Source organism: Ruegeria sp. CDSB117, from assembly GCF_059611005.1.
The window spans coordinates 1-14277 of record NZ_JBXWOS010000027.1 but is presented as its reverse complement, the minus strand read 5'-3'; the positions used below and the strand labels follow the sequence as shown (position 1 = coordinate 14277).

13 protein-coding genes and 1 pseudogene are annotated in these 14277 nt (G+C 54.0%); 3 read left to right on the top strand and 11 right to left on the bottom strand.

Annotated elements, in window-relative coordinates; all coding sequences use genetic code 11:
- Positions 1–52 precede the first annotated feature (52 nt).
- The 7 genes from AC2FJC_RS21080 to AC2FJC_RS21050 form a co-directional block, all read right to left on the bottom strand.
- A complete protein-coding gene (locus AC2FJC_RS21080; protein WP_496741387.1) occupies positions 53–556 on the bottom strand; it encodes an Hsp20/alpha crystallin family protein in 504 nt (167 codons plus the stop codon).
- Between the two features lie 195 nt (positions 557–751).
- A complete protein-coding gene (locus AC2FJC_RS21075; RefSeq protein ID WP_496741385.1) occupies positions 752–1870 on the bottom strand; it encodes an ABC transporter permease in 1119 nt (372 codons plus the stop codon).
- Positions 1871–4567: a ribosome-associated ATPase/putative transporter RbbA gene (rbbA, locus tag AC2FJC_RS21070; protein ID WP_496741383.1), complete on the bottom strand. Its 2697-nt coding sequence runs from the start codon at positions 4565–4567 to the stop codon at positions 1871–1873. It abuts the gene before it with no gap.
- Positions 4564–5559 (bottom strand): HlyD family secretion protein, encoded by a 996-nt coding sequence (locus tag AC2FJC_RS21065; protein ID WP_496741381.1) that lies wholly within the window; start codon positions 5557–5559, stop codon positions 4564–4566. The genes rbbA and AC2FJC_RS21065 overlap by 4 nt, the downstream gene beginning before the upstream one ends.
- A 347-nt stretch (positions 5560–5906) precedes the next feature.
- Complete coding sequence (locus tag AC2FJC_RS21060; RefSeq protein WP_496741379.1) at positions 5907–6446, bottom strand: SnoaL-like domain-containing protein; 540 nt, start codon at positions 6444–6446, stop codon at positions 5907–5909.
- Between the two features lie 296 nt (positions 6447–6742).
- Complete coding sequence (locus AC2FJC_RS21055) at positions 6743–7528, bottom strand: formate/nitrite transporter family protein (protein ID WP_496741377.1); 786 nt, start codon at positions 7526–7528, stop codon at positions 6743–6745.
- Positions 7529–7785: 257 nt separating this feature from the next.
- Positions 7786–8232 carry a universal stress protein gene (locus AC2FJC_RS21050; protein WP_496741375.1) on the bottom strand — a complete coding sequence of 149 codons (447 nt, stop codon included), beginning with the start codon at positions 8230–8232 and terminating at the stop codon, positions 7786–7788.
- A 376-nt stretch (positions 8233–8608) separates the two neighbouring features.
- On the opposite strand from AC2FJC_RS21050, the gene AC2FJC_RS21045 reads away from it, so the two are divergent.
- Positions 8609–8989 carry a hypothetical protein gene (locus AC2FJC_RS21045; RefSeq protein ID WP_496741373.1) on the top strand — a complete coding sequence of 127 codons (381 nt, stop codon included), beginning with the start codon at positions 8609–8611 and terminating at the stop codon, positions 8987–8989.
- 134 nt (positions 8990–9123) lie between these two features.
- Positions 9124–9648 carry a flavodoxin domain-containing protein gene (locus AC2FJC_RS21040; protein WP_496741371.1) on the top strand — a complete coding sequence of 175 codons (525 nt, stop codon included), beginning with the start codon at positions 9124–9126 and terminating at the stop codon, positions 9646–9648.
- Positions 9649–9763: 115 nt separating this feature from the next.
- On the opposite strand, the gene AC2FJC_RS21035 is transcribed toward AC2FJC_RS21040, so the two are convergent.
- From AC2FJC_RS21035 to AC2FJC_RS21020, 4 genes and pseudogenes are all read right to left on the bottom strand, one after another.
- A complete protein-coding gene (locus tag AC2FJC_RS21035; RefSeq protein ID WP_496741369.1) occupies positions 9764–10069 on the bottom strand; it encodes an ArsR/SmtB family transcription factor in 306 nt (101 codons plus the stop codon).
- 828 nt (positions 10070–10897) lie between these two features.
- Positions 10898–11797 carry a plasmid partitioning protein RepB C-terminal domain-containing protein gene (locus AC2FJC_RS21030; RefSeq protein ID WP_496741367.1) on the bottom strand — a complete coding sequence of 300 codons (900 nt, stop codon included), beginning with the start codon at positions 11795–11797 and terminating at the stop codon, positions 10898–10900.
- The gene (locus tag AC2FJC_RS21025) at positions 11788–12693 is read right to left on the bottom strand and encodes a plasmid partitioning protein RepB C-terminal domain-containing protein (RefSeq protein ID WP_496741365.1); all 906 of its coding nucleotides are present in this window, start codon (positions 12691–12693) and stop codon (positions 11788–11790) included. The genes AC2FJC_RS21030 and AC2FJC_RS21025 overlap by 10 nt, the downstream gene beginning before the upstream one ends.
- Before the next feature lie 107 nt (positions 12694–12800).
- A pseudogene (locus tag AC2FJC_RS21020) lies at positions 12801–13607 on the bottom strand (recombinase family protein); the annotation flags it as partial.
- Positions 13608–13679: 72 nt separating this feature from the next.
- Here AC2FJC_RS21020 and AC2FJC_RS21015 point away from each other — a divergent pair.
- Positions 13680–14060: a hypothetical protein gene (locus AC2FJC_RS21015; RefSeq protein WP_496741363.1), complete on the top strand. Its 381-nt coding sequence runs from the start codon at positions 13680–13682 to the stop codon at positions 14058–14060.
- Positions 14061–14277 lie beyond the last annotated feature (217 nt).

The following is a 14277-nucleotide window of genomic DNA, read 5'->3' as shown; positions in this document are numbered from 1 at the left end:
GTCCGCGCATGCTGCCCGGACCATGATGGTTGCGCGTGCGCCTCCATTGCGCCTATTTCGATGAGACCTTAATCTTCCGGCTGGGATCCTGAGGTTCGGTTTTCGGCATCGTGACGTGCAGGACACCTTTGTCGAACGCAGCGGAAATCTCCTCGAGATCGACTGCATCAGGCAGCGTCATTGTCCGAGTGAAACTGCCATAGCTTCTCTCGCTAACGCGCAGATCGCCTGTGTCATCATGCGTAACATTCTTCTGGCCCCGCAGCGTCAATCTACGGTCTTTGATTTCGACTTCGACGTCGTCTTCTTCGAGACCCGGCAATTCAGCCGTGAGAACGATCGCTGTATCCGTTTCGTGGATGTCAATCGCCGGCGAAATCGCACCCGTCATGTCCAACGACGGGAAGCCCGTGCGTTGCGCGGCTGTTTCCAGTGGCAAGAATGGCGCTGCGCCCCCGAAAAAGCGCGACATCATGGATTCCATTTCGCGTCGAAAATTATCAGATAGCGGATGTGTTCCAGCAAAAAGTTGCGGGGTATTTTTGTCTTCAAGCATTTTCTGATCCTCCTCCTTTGGTGCGATTGGGGTGAGGCAGAATTATCGCAAAAAATGCATCTAATTACCTTGATCTTGCGCAACCAAGCATCCTCGGCATCGCGTCAAAAGACATCACGGCAGTATCGGCATTCTGAATGAAACAAGGCGTATTACCGGTCATACGTCCAGGCCAAGGGGCAAACTGATCTGGCTCTATTGCGCCACTGAGCGTCTGAAAAGCATCAGGCTTGACGCCAGAAGGATTGCGCCGAGTAACGCCATCCATAAGAACTCTGGCCAGACCGTCTCAAACCTCGCCCCCTTGAAGATGATGGATTGGCTGGCGGACATGTAATGGCGGGACGGAAGGATCGATGTTCCGACCTGAAGCCAGTCGGGCTGCCCCTCGATCGGTGTCTCTCCTCCTGACAGCATCAGCATCGGAAGGACTGTCAGCATTACCAAAAGTGCGAATTGCGCCATTGAGCGTGCAATCGTTGCAAGAAATACCCCAAGTGCGGTTGCTGTGAAAAGAAACAGCGCGGTGCCAAAAAGAAACAACACCTTCGACCCCGCGATGTTGATCCCCAGGAAACCTTGCATAACAAAGGTCAGCGATAAGGCGGCCGCGACAAGAACCACCGCTGCGTTTGCCCAAATCTTGGCCATCGCAATGTCAAACGGGGTAAGCGGCATCGCAAGCAGATGTTCGATTGTGCCATGTTCACGCTCGCGGATCATTGCAGCACCGGTGAGGATCGTAGTCAGCCACATGATCTGGCCGATGAGCGCCACGATGCCGGCAAAACGAACAGTATCGCGGTTGGGATTGAACGCACTGCGCATGATGATATCGACGGGCAATGACTCAGCCAGGTCCGCACCAATGGCAAAGCGACGGATCTCGGCGCTGAGGATATTGATGATGTAGTTTGCACCAATCCCGGCCTGTTCCATCGCCGTCGCATCAATCAGAACCTGGATTTCAGGTGAACGCTCGGCGCGAACATCTTTCTCGAACCCTGGTGGCACCGCGACCACAAACAGGAAATGCCCGGCATCCATCTTTTCAGCTCCGGTACCCGGTGCGATCTGGACAACGGGCTGGAATTCAGGAGGGAAGAACGCCGTGGCAAGAGACCGTGAAAGGGGCGAGCCATCCTCATCGGCAAATGCAATGGAGGCATTGTTGACCGAGTTCGAAACCCCCGTCGCCTCCATCACGGGTGCCAGGGTGAATGACCAGACCAGCAGCGCCATCATCACCCAGTCACGTCGAAGGCTCATCATTTCTTTCAAGCCAAGCCAGAAGATGCAGGACAACCGTTGCATTCACTTCTCCTGCGCTCGAAGCAAAAGGGCCGCGATCAACGTTAGCACCGGCCCGAAACAGGCCAGGGCGAGAAGATCGGGGGCAAGCGCACTCCAGCCCAGCCCTTTGGTGAAGGCACCGACATTCAGGTGCAGGAAATAGGATGACGGCCAGAGCGATCCGATTGTCTGCGCACCGCCTTCAAGCGTTGAAACCGGCTGCAGCAGGCCCGAGAACTGAATGGTCGGTACGACCGAGGCGATGGCGGTAGCGAAGGTAGCGGCCACCTGGCTTGAGGTCATGGTCGCAATGAGCAGCCCATAAGATGTGGTCGCCCAGACATACAGCAACGCGCCAATCGCCAGGGGAACCGGGTTGCCTTTGAGCGGTACATCAAAAACAAGGACCGTCATTCCGGCCAAGAGCAGGAAATTGGCGAACGCGATTGCGATATAGGGGATTTGTTTGCCAATCAGAAACTCAAGACGCGTCGTTGGCGTCGCATAGAAATTGGTGATGGTTCCCAACTCTTTCTCACGCGCGACGCTGACCGCCATCAGAACTGCCGGTAACATTATCAAAAGGATCGCAGGCATGGCCGGGGCCATTGCGGCAATACTCTCGAAACTCTGATTGTACCTGAAGCGTGGTTCGATACGGGCGACCTCGACCGGATGCACACCTTTTTGGCGGGCCATTGCCGCCAAAAAGGTATTGTGGAGCCCCGCCACATAACCTTCTACAGTCTCGCCTTTGAACGGAATTGCGCCGTCCACAATTGCAAGCACGTCCGTTGCTTCAACAGAGCGGATCTTGCGCCCAAAGTCAGGTGGGAGTTCGACAACCAGCGAGGCATCTCCTCGGGCCAGCCGTTCATGGCCCTCACCGATACTCGTCAGTGGCTGCGTTGGGTTGAAGTAGCGCGATCCTGAAATCTCTGCAATGTAGGCGCGGCTTTCTGGGCCCTGTGACAAATCCAGTACCGCGAAATCCAGTTCTTCGATGTCCAGCGTAATCCCATAGCAAAAGACCAGCATCAGGATCACCGAGCCCAGGAACGCAAACGCCAAACGCACGCGGTCGCGCAAAATCTCGATGGTTTCACGCTTCGCGTATGCCAGTGTGCGCCTGATACCCCCGCCAGCGCTGTCATCAAGGGCATGAACCGATGCCTCAGGAGCTTTCACCGGTGCCGGAGGGTCAGCTGCCCTCAATACCGTGACAAATGCTTCTTCCAGACTGTCTACCTGTGCCCCGGCGATCAACTCATCCGGTGTTCCCTCAGCCAGAACACGGCCCGCGTGCATGAACGACACCCGATCACAGCGCTCTGCTTCGGCCATGAAATGGGTCGAGACGAAAATCGTCACTTCTTCATCTCTCGAAAGCTCAATCAGCAACGCCCAAAACGAGTCGCGCGCCTCAGGGTCCACCCCCGAAGTTGGTTCATCCAGGATCAGTACGCGAGGTCGGTGGATCACAGCGACCGCCAGGGAAAGACGTTGCTTGATGCCAAGTGGCAGCGCCGTGGCCAGCGTGTCCATATGTGCAATCAGGCCAAAGCGTTCCGCCAGTTCGTCGATACGCCTATCGCGGTCCGTGATCGCAAAGATGCGGGCGTGAAGCTGAAGGTTCTGCCGAACGGTCAACTCGCCATAAAGCGAGAATGCCTGACTCATATAGCCAATCTCGCGACGCATCCTCAGGTCGCGTGCATCAACCGGTCTTCCGAACAGTAGCGCCTCACCGTCACTTGCGGGCAGAAGACCTGTCAGCATTTTCATGGTGGTCGACTTGCCGCAGCCGTTCGACCCGAGGAAGCCGAAAATCTCACCACGGTTGATCGAGAATTCGACGTTATTGACTGCCGTGAAATCGCCAAAGCGCCGCGTCAATCCGCGTGCCGTGATCACTGGGTCTGCCTCACGGTGATGTGTGGGCGCTTTCCTTGGTGCGATCAGGGGATCTCCGTGCGCCTGCAACCGCCGGTAGGACGTTTCAAGATCGCTGGCTTCCCCCTTCAATTCTGCCGGAGAACCATGGAAAAGCACGCGCCCGGCATCCATCGCGACGATAAAGTCGAATTGTTCGGCTTCTTCCATATAAGCTGTCGAAACCAGTATGGAGAGGTCGGGTGTAGCCTCTCGGACCGCGTCGATCAGCGCCCAGAACTGACGCCGCGACAGTGGGTCGATGCCGGTGGTCGGCTCATCCAGAACCAAAAGCTTAGGATCATGGATCAGTGCACAACACAGCCCGAGCTTTTGCTTCATGCCGCCCGAGAGTTTTCCCATCAGCCGATCAGAGAAAGGCGCAAGCCCGGTTGCCGACAGCAATGCTGCGATCCGGATGTCACGCTCCTGCTGCCCCTGTCCGAAGAGACGCGAAAAGAACTCAAGGTTCTCTTGCACCGACAATTCTGCATAGAGGTTTCGGCCCAACCCCTGCGGCATAAATGCGATCGCAGGGCAGATATGGTGACGATGGGCGCGGTCGTCGATCGAACCTCCGAGAACATTGATCGTACCAGACTGAAGCTTCTTCGCGCCGGTGATCAAACCCAAAAGCGTTGATTTGCCAACCCCGTCAGGCCCGATCAGTCCAATAAGCTGACCAATCGGCAGATCAAGCGACAGGTTATCCAGTGCAATGCGCTGGCGATACTTATGCGTGACACCGCTGATGCAGAAACCAGATGGGCCCGCCTGGGAATTCATTCGAACAGTTCGGGTGGAATCCGCCTTTCCAGATATTCCGGCCATACACTGTCAGAAGAAAGCCTGATCACAGTGATACCGCGAAGGCCGGTTTTCACATGTTCGATCCGTTCTGTGATCAGATCCTCAGGAATGCGAACCCGAACGCGAAAGACCAACTGTTCACGCTCGCTCAATGTCTCTACCTGCTTCGGAGTGAACTGGGCTTCGGGGGATACAAAAGTGACGGTTGCAGGAACGGCAAAATCCGGCAAGGCATCAAGTACGATGCGCGCCTCAGCCCCGATGGGCAGCAACCCCGCTTCGCGTGCGGGCAGGTACACGTCCATATAGACGTTTTCTAAACTGAGAAGCGTAAGAATCGGCTCACCCGCGCCAACAACTTCACCGGGCTCAGCCAGTCTGTAAAGAATGCGCCCTGGCATAGGGGCAACAAGCGAAGCATCCTCGATCTGAGCAGTGATCCGGCGCACTTCGGCTTCGGCAGCCGCGATCTGGCTGTCCGAGGTTGCAACCCGGGCCTTGGCGGCACCCAGAACGGCGTCGGCAACCTGAAATGCGGTTTCGCGATCTTCAAAGACTGTCATCGAAATGTTTTGACCGGCCAACAGTGCCCTTGCCCGTTCCAGTTCCTGCGCCGCGCGACGCCGTTGGCTTTCTCGTTGGACAACAACAGCCTCGGCTTCGGCCTTGGCTTGACGCGCCAATGCTACTTCGGCTTTGGCGCGATCAAGCGCTGCAGACAGTTCATCAGTGTCCATCTCGACCAACAGTTCACCCACAACAACCAAGTTGCCTTCTGCCGCCAAAACCTTTGCAACCCGCCCTGCGAAGGTGGGGGCAATTTCCACTTGTTCGGCCTCTATCCGTCCATTGCCCTGTACAAATCCAACTGGCAATTCGCTGCTGTCTTCTGAAACGAATATGTACAACGCCGCACCTGCCAGGAGGAGCATTACGATGATCAGTATTGCGCGCACATTCTTTTTCATGATCTGGCGTACCGCGGTTAGAGCTACTAGGTGACGCTATCTCAAACCCCGCAAAATGCTTTGTTTTGGATCAAACAGAGCCCTTTAGAGGGTTGTTCAAGCTAAACTTGGGTAGAAAACCGGCGCAGCAGTCTGATTGTTAACCCGCATCTATGGCTCAATGCGGATTTCACGGCGTGACTTTCGATTTCGGTTGCGCCGAACTGACGGAATTGTTGCGCATGGGCAAGCATCACGCGGTCGAGACAAATGCCCAATTGTCCATCCATCGTGTCAAAGCACTTACAAGTCACGCTTCCAGCGTGCGGATGAAACCAACACTGCGTCAGTATTGCGGGTTGCCGCTCCTACTTCGGCAACATGAAGAACTCTTCCAGTACAATCTTTCTTTCTGCTACCGAATAAACTGCAATCTCGCTCAAGGCGATACGTTGTCCAGTTTCCTTCTGCTTTACGTCAGCCTTATATCGCACACTGAAGCGGTTTGGGGGATGAACATAGGGGCCATCGACGTCGAATTCGATGATTTCATGAGTTGCCAGCCAATCCTCTCTTTTCCCTTTGATAGCATCACGGCCTTTGGTGATGCGAAACTGTCGAACCGGAGGCACAACCGCTTCTATGGATTGAGCGTTCTCGGCATACATTTCATCAACATTTGTAAGGCCCCTGCGATCACGCATCGCCTGAACAAATGTTCTTCCAATATCGACTAATTCTTCCATGACAGCCCTCATTTTAGGCATCAACTGTATCACATCTTGCCTTTTCCAATCTTGACGAGGATCAATGAATTTAGATGTTGGCGAAGAATCCAGTTCGGGAACGAGAGGGCAATTAGTGCAGTGGTAAAGAACGGCCCAATTCCCGGCACCGTCATCAGCCAATGCGCCATCTCCTTGCCTCGTGGTCGGTGAGTCACCTCCGCATCCAACTCTCATATCTGACTGATCAACCGACTCGCATCCCGGTCAGCGGACTTAGGCAAGCCTGTGCCGCTTCCCCTTGTGTTGCATTATCATGCGACAACCGATATCGACCACGAAGACAACCATGCTCCTGGCATCTAGACTATTGAGTGCAGGAAAAGCTTGTTCTGGGCTGCACAATTAGACAACGCCTTGAAAACCAACTGAAACCGATCGTTTTGTTCTGGCGGGCGCAGTGATCGAAGAAGTGGGTCTTACCCTTTAGTAGCGCCAAGGTAAGCAAACCAGTAGGCCAAGGCGACTCCTCCCGCCCCGCCGACAATGTTGCCCAGAGTAACCCACAATAGATTGGTCACCACTGAGAAAACCGGCACAGTTGCCCCCGCCGCCCAACCCTGCGGAAAGAAGAACATGTTCGCAATCGAATGCTCGAGCCCCAGTAACACAAAAGCAGTGACGGGCCACAAAACGGCCAGAACCTTGCCGGCGACGCTGCGGGCGGCAAAGGACAGCCAAACAGCAAGGCATACCAACCCGTTGCACAGTGCGCCACGGGCGAAGGCCTCAATCGGTTCCAACCCCGCTTTGGCATCGGCTATCACCACGGCGGTATCGCCCATCGGCCCCTCGAGCAGGCCGGTCAGAGAGAAGGCCAATGCAAGCCCGAGGGCGCCCGCGAAGTTTCCGGCATAGACGATGCCCCAGCTTCGAAACAGCAGTCGCAGCGGTATCTTGCGGTCGACCACTGCGATCACCATCAAAACATTTCCGGTGAACAATTCTGCACCACCTGCGATCACCAGGATAAGGCCCAGGGAAAACACCACGCCACCCAGAACGCGGATCGGCCCTGCAGCGCTGTCTGCCCCAGTAACCGCCATCGTATAGGCCGCTGCGCCAAACCCTATGAATGCTCCGGCCAGCATCGCAAGAACGAACATGGGTGCCATTGGCAACTTTGCCTTTGCGACCCCAGCAGTCTCAACTAACGTTGCAATTTCAGAGGGTTTGTGAGCATCGAACGGGGCCGGGGTGTTCATGCGTGGCTCCAGAGTTAGCGCTAATCTACGTAGCAGGAAGTTTACAGCCTGTCTTCTGATCTTGAACTAATGCGCAAACAAAACGGGAAGCTCATCTGTTCTCTCTTGGTTCGGGTAGTTCCGCCTAACACAGTTTGGCGCGCGTTCATTGCCATAGGTACCCATGACCTCTATTTCAGTGCCCACTTTCGCGAGACCTCAATGCAGAGCTTAATGATCGTCATCGCTTTAGCGTCGATTGAGGCCAAGTTCGAAATTTAGGCAACGGTTAAAACTGCACAAGTGGCATTCCGACTGATGCCTTGAGAGGTGCTCCCTTGAATCAGGCTACCAATGCTTCCCAATCCGCGGCGGCCCGTCACAATCAGGTCAGCTGTGCATTGCTCGGCGCATGCGATGATCTCGTCGACCGGATCACCGCGTCGGGTATGTGCTTGCGAAACTGTCTGATTGTATTCTTTGGCAATCTCTTTACCCGCGGAAATGATCTTGTCTGCTGCCTGCTGAACCTCTTCGTCTGAAGGCATTGTCGTGACAGCGTGATAGCCAGCAACCGCGCCCATTGCGAAAGCCACGGTTTGCGGCTGAGGTGTATGGACAAGGTGAATTTGAGAGCCATATTTGCTTGAGATATCACAGGCAACGCGTAGTGCTGATTCTGACGCCTCCGATCCATCCAAGCCAACCACGATTTTATTGAACATGTCGCACTCCCTCCTTTGTGAAGGGTCACTATGGGCGAACTTGCGGCAACTGGCATTGACTCAAATCAACACTCTTCGCTGCAAATTCGAGCGTAGTCGTCCGTCCATTTCCAGAAGATTCACGGTAACCGAACCAACTTTAAGAATCGTTGGAATTGCAAACGGGTCATCCCAAAGAGGCAACAGCACATATTTATTGCGAAAAACCTCCCGCAGACGCTGCTTTTTCCAATGGGTATCAATTTAAGCCCAATGATAAAGATCAAGGGTAATGGCGAGAAGAATTGCAATTATGGACGTGCGTTACAGTTCGTTTGGCGAGGTAGGCAGATTGCCCACGACACGAAACTCAATCTAATTCCTGAGGAGAACAACGATGCCTTCCTCTCCGCTTTGGGTTCGCCCAGTTGCAATAGCCGCAGCACTCTTTGGTCTTCTTACCATTTTCTCCGGCGGAACGGCACTGTTTGGGGGTGCTGCTGCCAAAGCTGCAGTCGGAGATGCAGTTCCATTCGTGCTTTGGTTCAATTTTCTGGCTGGATTTGTCTATTTGATTGGCGCATTCGCAATCTACAAATCCACATTCTGGGTACAACGCATTGCCTGGTTGATTGGCTTATCTACACTATTGGTGTTTGCTGTTCTAATATTAGTGGCTCTTAGTGGCACGCCATTTGAATGGCGAACCGTCGGTGCAATGACCATACGCACTGGATTTTGGCTTGCCATAGCTTTTGTGCTTTCCAGAACAGTATGAGCCAGTCATTTCGACGTCGCGCCTTTACCCAGATTGCTTAGAGAGACCGGCATTTTTGATTGAAATCAAAGGCCGTGGCGAAGAGTTTCGGCATAGTAAGTTCGCTGTTTAGACCGGTTTGCGGGAGCGTCATTATGACAGTACTTATTGCCTACGGAACTATTGAAGGTCAGACCGCCAAGATTTCGCGCTTCATCAACAAAGTCACATTAGGGGCAGGATACGAAACTAGGCTGATCGATATCGACCAACTGGCAGGTCCAGTGTCTTTGGAAGATGTAGACCACGTCATCCTTGCCGCTCCCGTCCATGAACGCCGGCACCCCAAGCCGTTCGAGGAGTTTTTAGAAAGGCACCATGACGCATTATCTACGCGAAAATCACTTTTGCTTTCCGTCAGTCTAAAAGCAGCTTTTCAGAAAGGTCAGGAGGACGCGCGGGACTATCTCACCGAAATGCTGATGCGGACGAATTTCGAACCAGACGCGACCGCCTTGGTCGCCGGTGCCGTACGGCCTGATAGTTACGGGTATTTTGAAAGAGAGATCGTCCAACACGTTGTCATGCTAGGCCAGAAGATTGATCCACGAGATGGCTTGAGAGAATTCACTGATTGGGACGCGTTGAAAACAACAGTAACAGCATTCCTGGACGATTAAGTCTGCCGTCACCTCGGAGAGCATCGAACCAATGACAGAGTTCGGCCGGCCTTTGCAGAGCGGGATTTTTCCACCACGTCAAAACGCGGAGCATTTGCTGCCCCGTTTCAGTTTCTCACAACTCGCTCACATCGTTACAAAACAGCTCATACAATACTGCCACAACCGCTGATACTCTCTGATCGGCAATCCTGTAATAGATGCTCTTCCCGTCACGCCCGGCGTCAATCAAACCGGAAAGGCGGAGCCGGGATAACTGTTGCGAGGCGGCGGCCTGCCGCATGGAGAACGTCTTTTGGACTTCGCCGACGGACTTTTCACCACTGAGCAGCAGGCACAATATCTGCAAACGGCCGTCATGCGCCATGGCCTTCAGAAACTCGGTTGCTTCAAGAGCATTCTGGCTGAGATCCGATTTCAAGCGGTGCCCCAAATAGAAGGATATATCTTGATGTAATTATCACTGGCACCTGTCTCTCCGCCACAAATAAGCAGCGAAGAGGAAATTGCGGGTAAGGCGGTCGAATGATGCTATGCACGCAATGGGACTGGAGTGGCTGCGGCAGACAGTATTCACAGCGCGAAGCTTCACTGCGTTCGCGCCACCAACGATACACGCGCCGTTCTACAGGTCATACCCATCATCCTCGCGGGTATGCGACACCTACTCTCGCAAATGAACAGTCTCCTGCACAACTTCAGCAATCCGGCTCGATGCTGCCTGGTGCAATTCTCTGACAACGGCCTCAGCACGTCGATAGCTAACCGGCATCGGGCCGCGACGAAAGTATGGTTTCGGTTCCGGCAAAATCCACGCCCGTAAATGACCGTATTGGCGACATCCGCTGCGCCGTGAATACAAAATGCCGCGCCTGCGAATGAATGCCGCGTCAGCGAAGCATGGAATTCGAATGACGGGAAAGTCCGCGAGGCCGACTTTTGAACTCGTTCCACTGAATGGCCACTACTCAACCAGAAGGCGGTTCACATAACACCCATTCAACGACGTTCGCGGTTCGTTATGGTGAGGCATTTCAGCCAAAAGTTGTCTGCGCGTGCCTCTGTATCGGGAGACACGCGCAGACAATCGAGAAACCTGCCGGGCGTCTGGCCCGGCATGATGGGCTCCGACGGGGTCGCCGTCCTCCCCATCGCCGCGCTTGATCCGCCCCACCGTGCGGCGTCTCCTGCGGTCCCCGCGCTTGATTGGTCCGGGTCCCCAAAAACAACTCCAATCAGCCATGAGGGTTCAGGAAGTGAAGGCCTCGTTCTCGGTGATCTTTTCAAATGCAGGCAAGAATGCTTCATGGTGCAGCGACAAGTAGCGTGTGATCTGCTCGCTGCGCATCAGTTTCGCGATGTACCCGCGTGTCAGGACGAGATCGAGATGATCCGCGCCGTAGCTGTCTTCGACAAGGCGGACCTCCCGTTCCAGGTTTGCTGACTCACGCTCCATCAGCGCCAGCTGCTCGCGTGAAATGCCTTTGATCTTTTTCGGCGTTGCCGCTGACACCAACTGGCGCTCGGGTGTCGCGGCCAGAAGCGATCGGGCATAGTTGATCGTGAACTTATTCATGGCGACCATCAGTTGCGCCGCTTCAATCTGCCGGATCGGCTTCATCTTTTTCAGAATCTGAAACCCGGTCAAAGCCACTTGTTTGTCCTTCAGCAGTTCCGCCGCCTCATCGCAGATACCATCCAGAAGCTGGCGTTTCTGTTTCAGGGTCTTGATGTTGACATTGAGCGCGCTTGCCAAACGGGCCTCCGGTACGCCAAGAGAGAGGGCTGTCAGGATCATCTTGTGCTCTTGAATGGTCGCGAGACGAGAGATGCGTTTGTTGTAGGTGAAGGCTTCATCGTCGGTGGAGACAAGACATCGCGCATGTGTCTGACCCTGGTCCTTCAAAACCTCAAGGCGCAAATGCCCATCAAGCAATGTATATTGACCGGCGTTGTAACGGTCTCGGGACACGACAATAGGTTCAACAAGGCCAATTTCCAGAACAGATGCCGCGATCTGTTTGAACTTAATGCTGGCCTTCTTTTGCGGGGTGACCACATAGAGAGGAGCGATCTCCTCGAATGGAAGCGTTACCAGCTCCTGTTCAAAAGCAGCTGCAACCGTCCGTTCTTCCCGGGTCACCGACATGCGGACGCCTCCTCGGACTGAGTTAGGCGGTCTGCAACTTGTTTTGGCAGACTGGCCAACCCTTCGGCGCGAAGCAATGTGACGAAGTTTTCGTCAGCCATCAGCGTCTTGAGCGCTTGCGTCAGAAAAAGCAGTTCGCTCCGCGTTGCGCCTGCCTTTCTAAGCAGCACCTTCTTTTTCTCGACATCGTTTTCATAGGTCTTGAGCAGAGTTTCGACAGATAGACTCTTGCGTGGCCATTCGACAGTGTTCGCGCGACCCTTGCCGTGTTTCTGGCGCGCTTCAACAAGACGCTTGGCTGCAAGGAGCCTTCCGCCGCGCAGGAGCTTTTTCTCATAAGCCTGCCGGAGAACACGTTGCACGCCGACGTCATCCGCGTCCGCAATGTCAACGGCAACACTGACCGGGATCTTACCGCTCTCCACTGCCCGTAGGAGGCGATGCTCATGACTTTCCAGAAGCTTAATAACGCCGTGGACATATTTCTTGGACAGCTGGGTCTTGGCGGCGATTTCAGCTTCAGAGTATCCCTTTTCCTTGAGGCGCCCAATATCTCGGAGCAAATCTAGCGAATGGTGTTGCCTGCGCGCCAGATTTTCTACCAGGCTCATAACAAGGCAGTCTTCGCTGCTGGCATTGATGACGATCGCCGGGATTTCAGATTGGCCAAGAACCTTGAATGCCTCCAGTCGGCCCTGGCCGCAGACCAATTCGTATACCGGCTTGTCTCCGTCTTCAGTCTCACGTGCAGCAACCGTAATGGGTCTTTTCAACCCAAGCTCTGCAATGTTCGCAGTGATCTCATCGAACACCTTTTTGTTCCTGAGCCTTGGGTTGACTACAGTGATTGCATCGACGGGAATAAGAACAGTGTGCTCGACTGGGGCGTAATTCATCACGCTACCTCCAGTATCGGCGCACGTGCAGCCATGTCGAAGAAATGCGCCAGATTGTCGAAGCGGAATGCATCAAGGGACAAACCGTTGTTTTCCGCCAAGCGTAACTTTGATTTGGTCAGAATTTGACGTACAACCGCTGGTGACCAGTCCCGATCCAGATCAGTTCGGATGCCGCGTCGGTTGAGGTCTGACGCAATCTCAGCTTTAGACCAACCATCATTCACAAACCTCAAGAAGATCTGGCTTACTATAGCGACTTCATCTGCCGGACCCGGAACAAGTGTAACCCGGTCGGTTTGAATACTCTTGTGCTCACCTCGCGACAGGATGCCCTTGGTACGACCGGCTTCATCGATCAACATGCGTCGCAGCCCAAACCCAGGCGCGCCGCCTTGTCGATAGCCCAACTCAATCAGTCGGCGCTGTCCTGCAAAGACCTTTTGCGACAGCTCGCGACTGTATTCGCCAGCCATCGCGCGCTTTAAACCTTTGACGACGGTGGACATTGGGCTGCCATCATTCTCGAACTGTTCCGCGCAGTATTCGACCGAAATGCCCGCCCGTTTGCAGATATACTCGTAGTAGGCGCTTTCATCCGCGTCCTGGAAGCGCCCCCAACGGCTGACATCGTAAACGAGAACAGTTCCGAATTCGGTCTGGCCAGTTTCGATGTCGTCGATCAATTGCGATAGGCCTGCGCGGCCTTGAATTTTCAATCCGCTCTTACCTGCATCAGAATAGGTTCGGATTATTCTGTAGCCGCGTTCATCGGCATAACGCTGGATGGCGTCGACCTGGTTTTCGGTCGAGTAACGCTGATGCTCTGTCGACATGCGAACGTACTGTGCAGCGTTTCGGCGGTTTTCCCTGTCTGTCTTGTTCTTCGGCCAACTCAATGCTGCGGCTCCCACAACTCAAATTTGCAAACCTGTACGGGAACTCTGCGATTCCTTTCTCAATCCTAAAGGGAGAGGTCCGGAAACATGTTTCATAAAAAGGTCAACACGTTTCATCGAAAGTGCGACGAGCGCGTTTCGGCGTCAGAATACAGGGAGGCGATCAGCGACGCTCTTTCTCAAGAACTGGGTGGGGCAGGGCGAGCTACAAAATCAACGATGCGGTGGACTGGAGCAAGTGAACGAACGGCTAAGAACTGGATATCTGGCTCATACGGACCAACAGGCGAAAACCTGATCGCATTGATGAAGCATTCAGACACAGTTTTCGCGGTTGTACTCGAATTGGCGGGACGGAGCGAAGCGATATCGATTGCACGGCTAAAGCTTGTCAGAGAAGAACTGGCCGGAATTTTGAGTGATTTAGATACGATTTGCGTCGATGAGGGCGATCAAAAACCAGAATAGACTCTTTCGGTTGCTCCAACGTGATGGAAAGCCTTTGAGTCGCAAATGGCAAAACCCGTGCGCCCATGAAAAATCGAATGACTCAAAATCAATGGCTTAGCTGTCGTTGAATGGCAAAACTATGTGTCGCCCGACATTACTGTTGAACGTCACACGAACCTGACCCAACCGTCATAGTTGGACCAGAAATACAGTGAACGTTCGACATCAGATGGCG

Excerpts from the sequence above, each read along its gene's own strand:
- AC2FJC_RS21050 (WP_496741375.1), bottom strand. The coding sequence starts at position 8,232 with ATGTTCAATAAAATCGTGGTTGGCTTGGATGGATCGGAGGCGTCAGAA.
- AC2FJC_RS21040 (WP_496741371.1), top strand. The coding sequence starts at position 9,124 with ATGACAGTACTTATTGCCTACGGAACTATTGAAGGTCAGACCGCCAAG.
- AC2FJC_RS21080 (WP_496741387.1), bottom strand. The coding sequence starts at position 556 with ATGCTTGAAGACAAAAATACCCCGCAACTTTTTGCTGGAACACATCCG.
- rbbA (WP_496741383.1), bottom strand. The coding sequence starts at position 4,567 with ATGAATTCCCAGGCGGGCCCATCTGGTTTCTGCATCAGCGGTGTCACG.
- AC2FJC_RS21030 (WP_496741367.1), bottom strand. The coding sequence starts at position 11,797 with ATGTCGGTGACCCGGGAAGAACGGACGGTTGCAGCTGCTTTTGAACAG.
- AC2FJC_RS21055 (WP_496741377.1), bottom strand. The coding sequence starts at position 7,528 with ATGAACACCCCGGCCCCGTTCGATGCTCACAAACCCTCTGAAATTGCA.
- AC2FJC_RS21045 (WP_496741373.1), top strand. The coding sequence starts at position 8,609 with ATGCCTTCCTCTCCGCTTTGGGTTCGCCCAGTTGCAATAGCCGCAGCA.
- AC2FJC_RS21025 (WP_496741365.1), bottom strand. The coding sequence starts at position 12,693 with ATGAATTACGCCCCAGTCGAGCACACTGTTCTTATTCCCGTCGATGCA.
- AC2FJC_RS21065 (WP_496741381.1), bottom strand. The coding sequence starts at position 5,559 with ATGAAAAAGAATGTGCGCGCAATACTGATCATCGTAATGCTCCTCCTG.
- AC2FJC_RS21015 (WP_496741363.1), top strand. The coding sequence starts at position 13,680 with ATGTTTCATAAAAAGGTCAACACGTTTCATCGAAAGTGCGACGAGCGC.
- AC2FJC_RS21075 (WP_496741385.1), bottom strand. The coding sequence starts at position 1,870 with ATGCAACGGTTGTCCTGCATCTTCTGGCTTGGCTTGAAAGAAATGATG.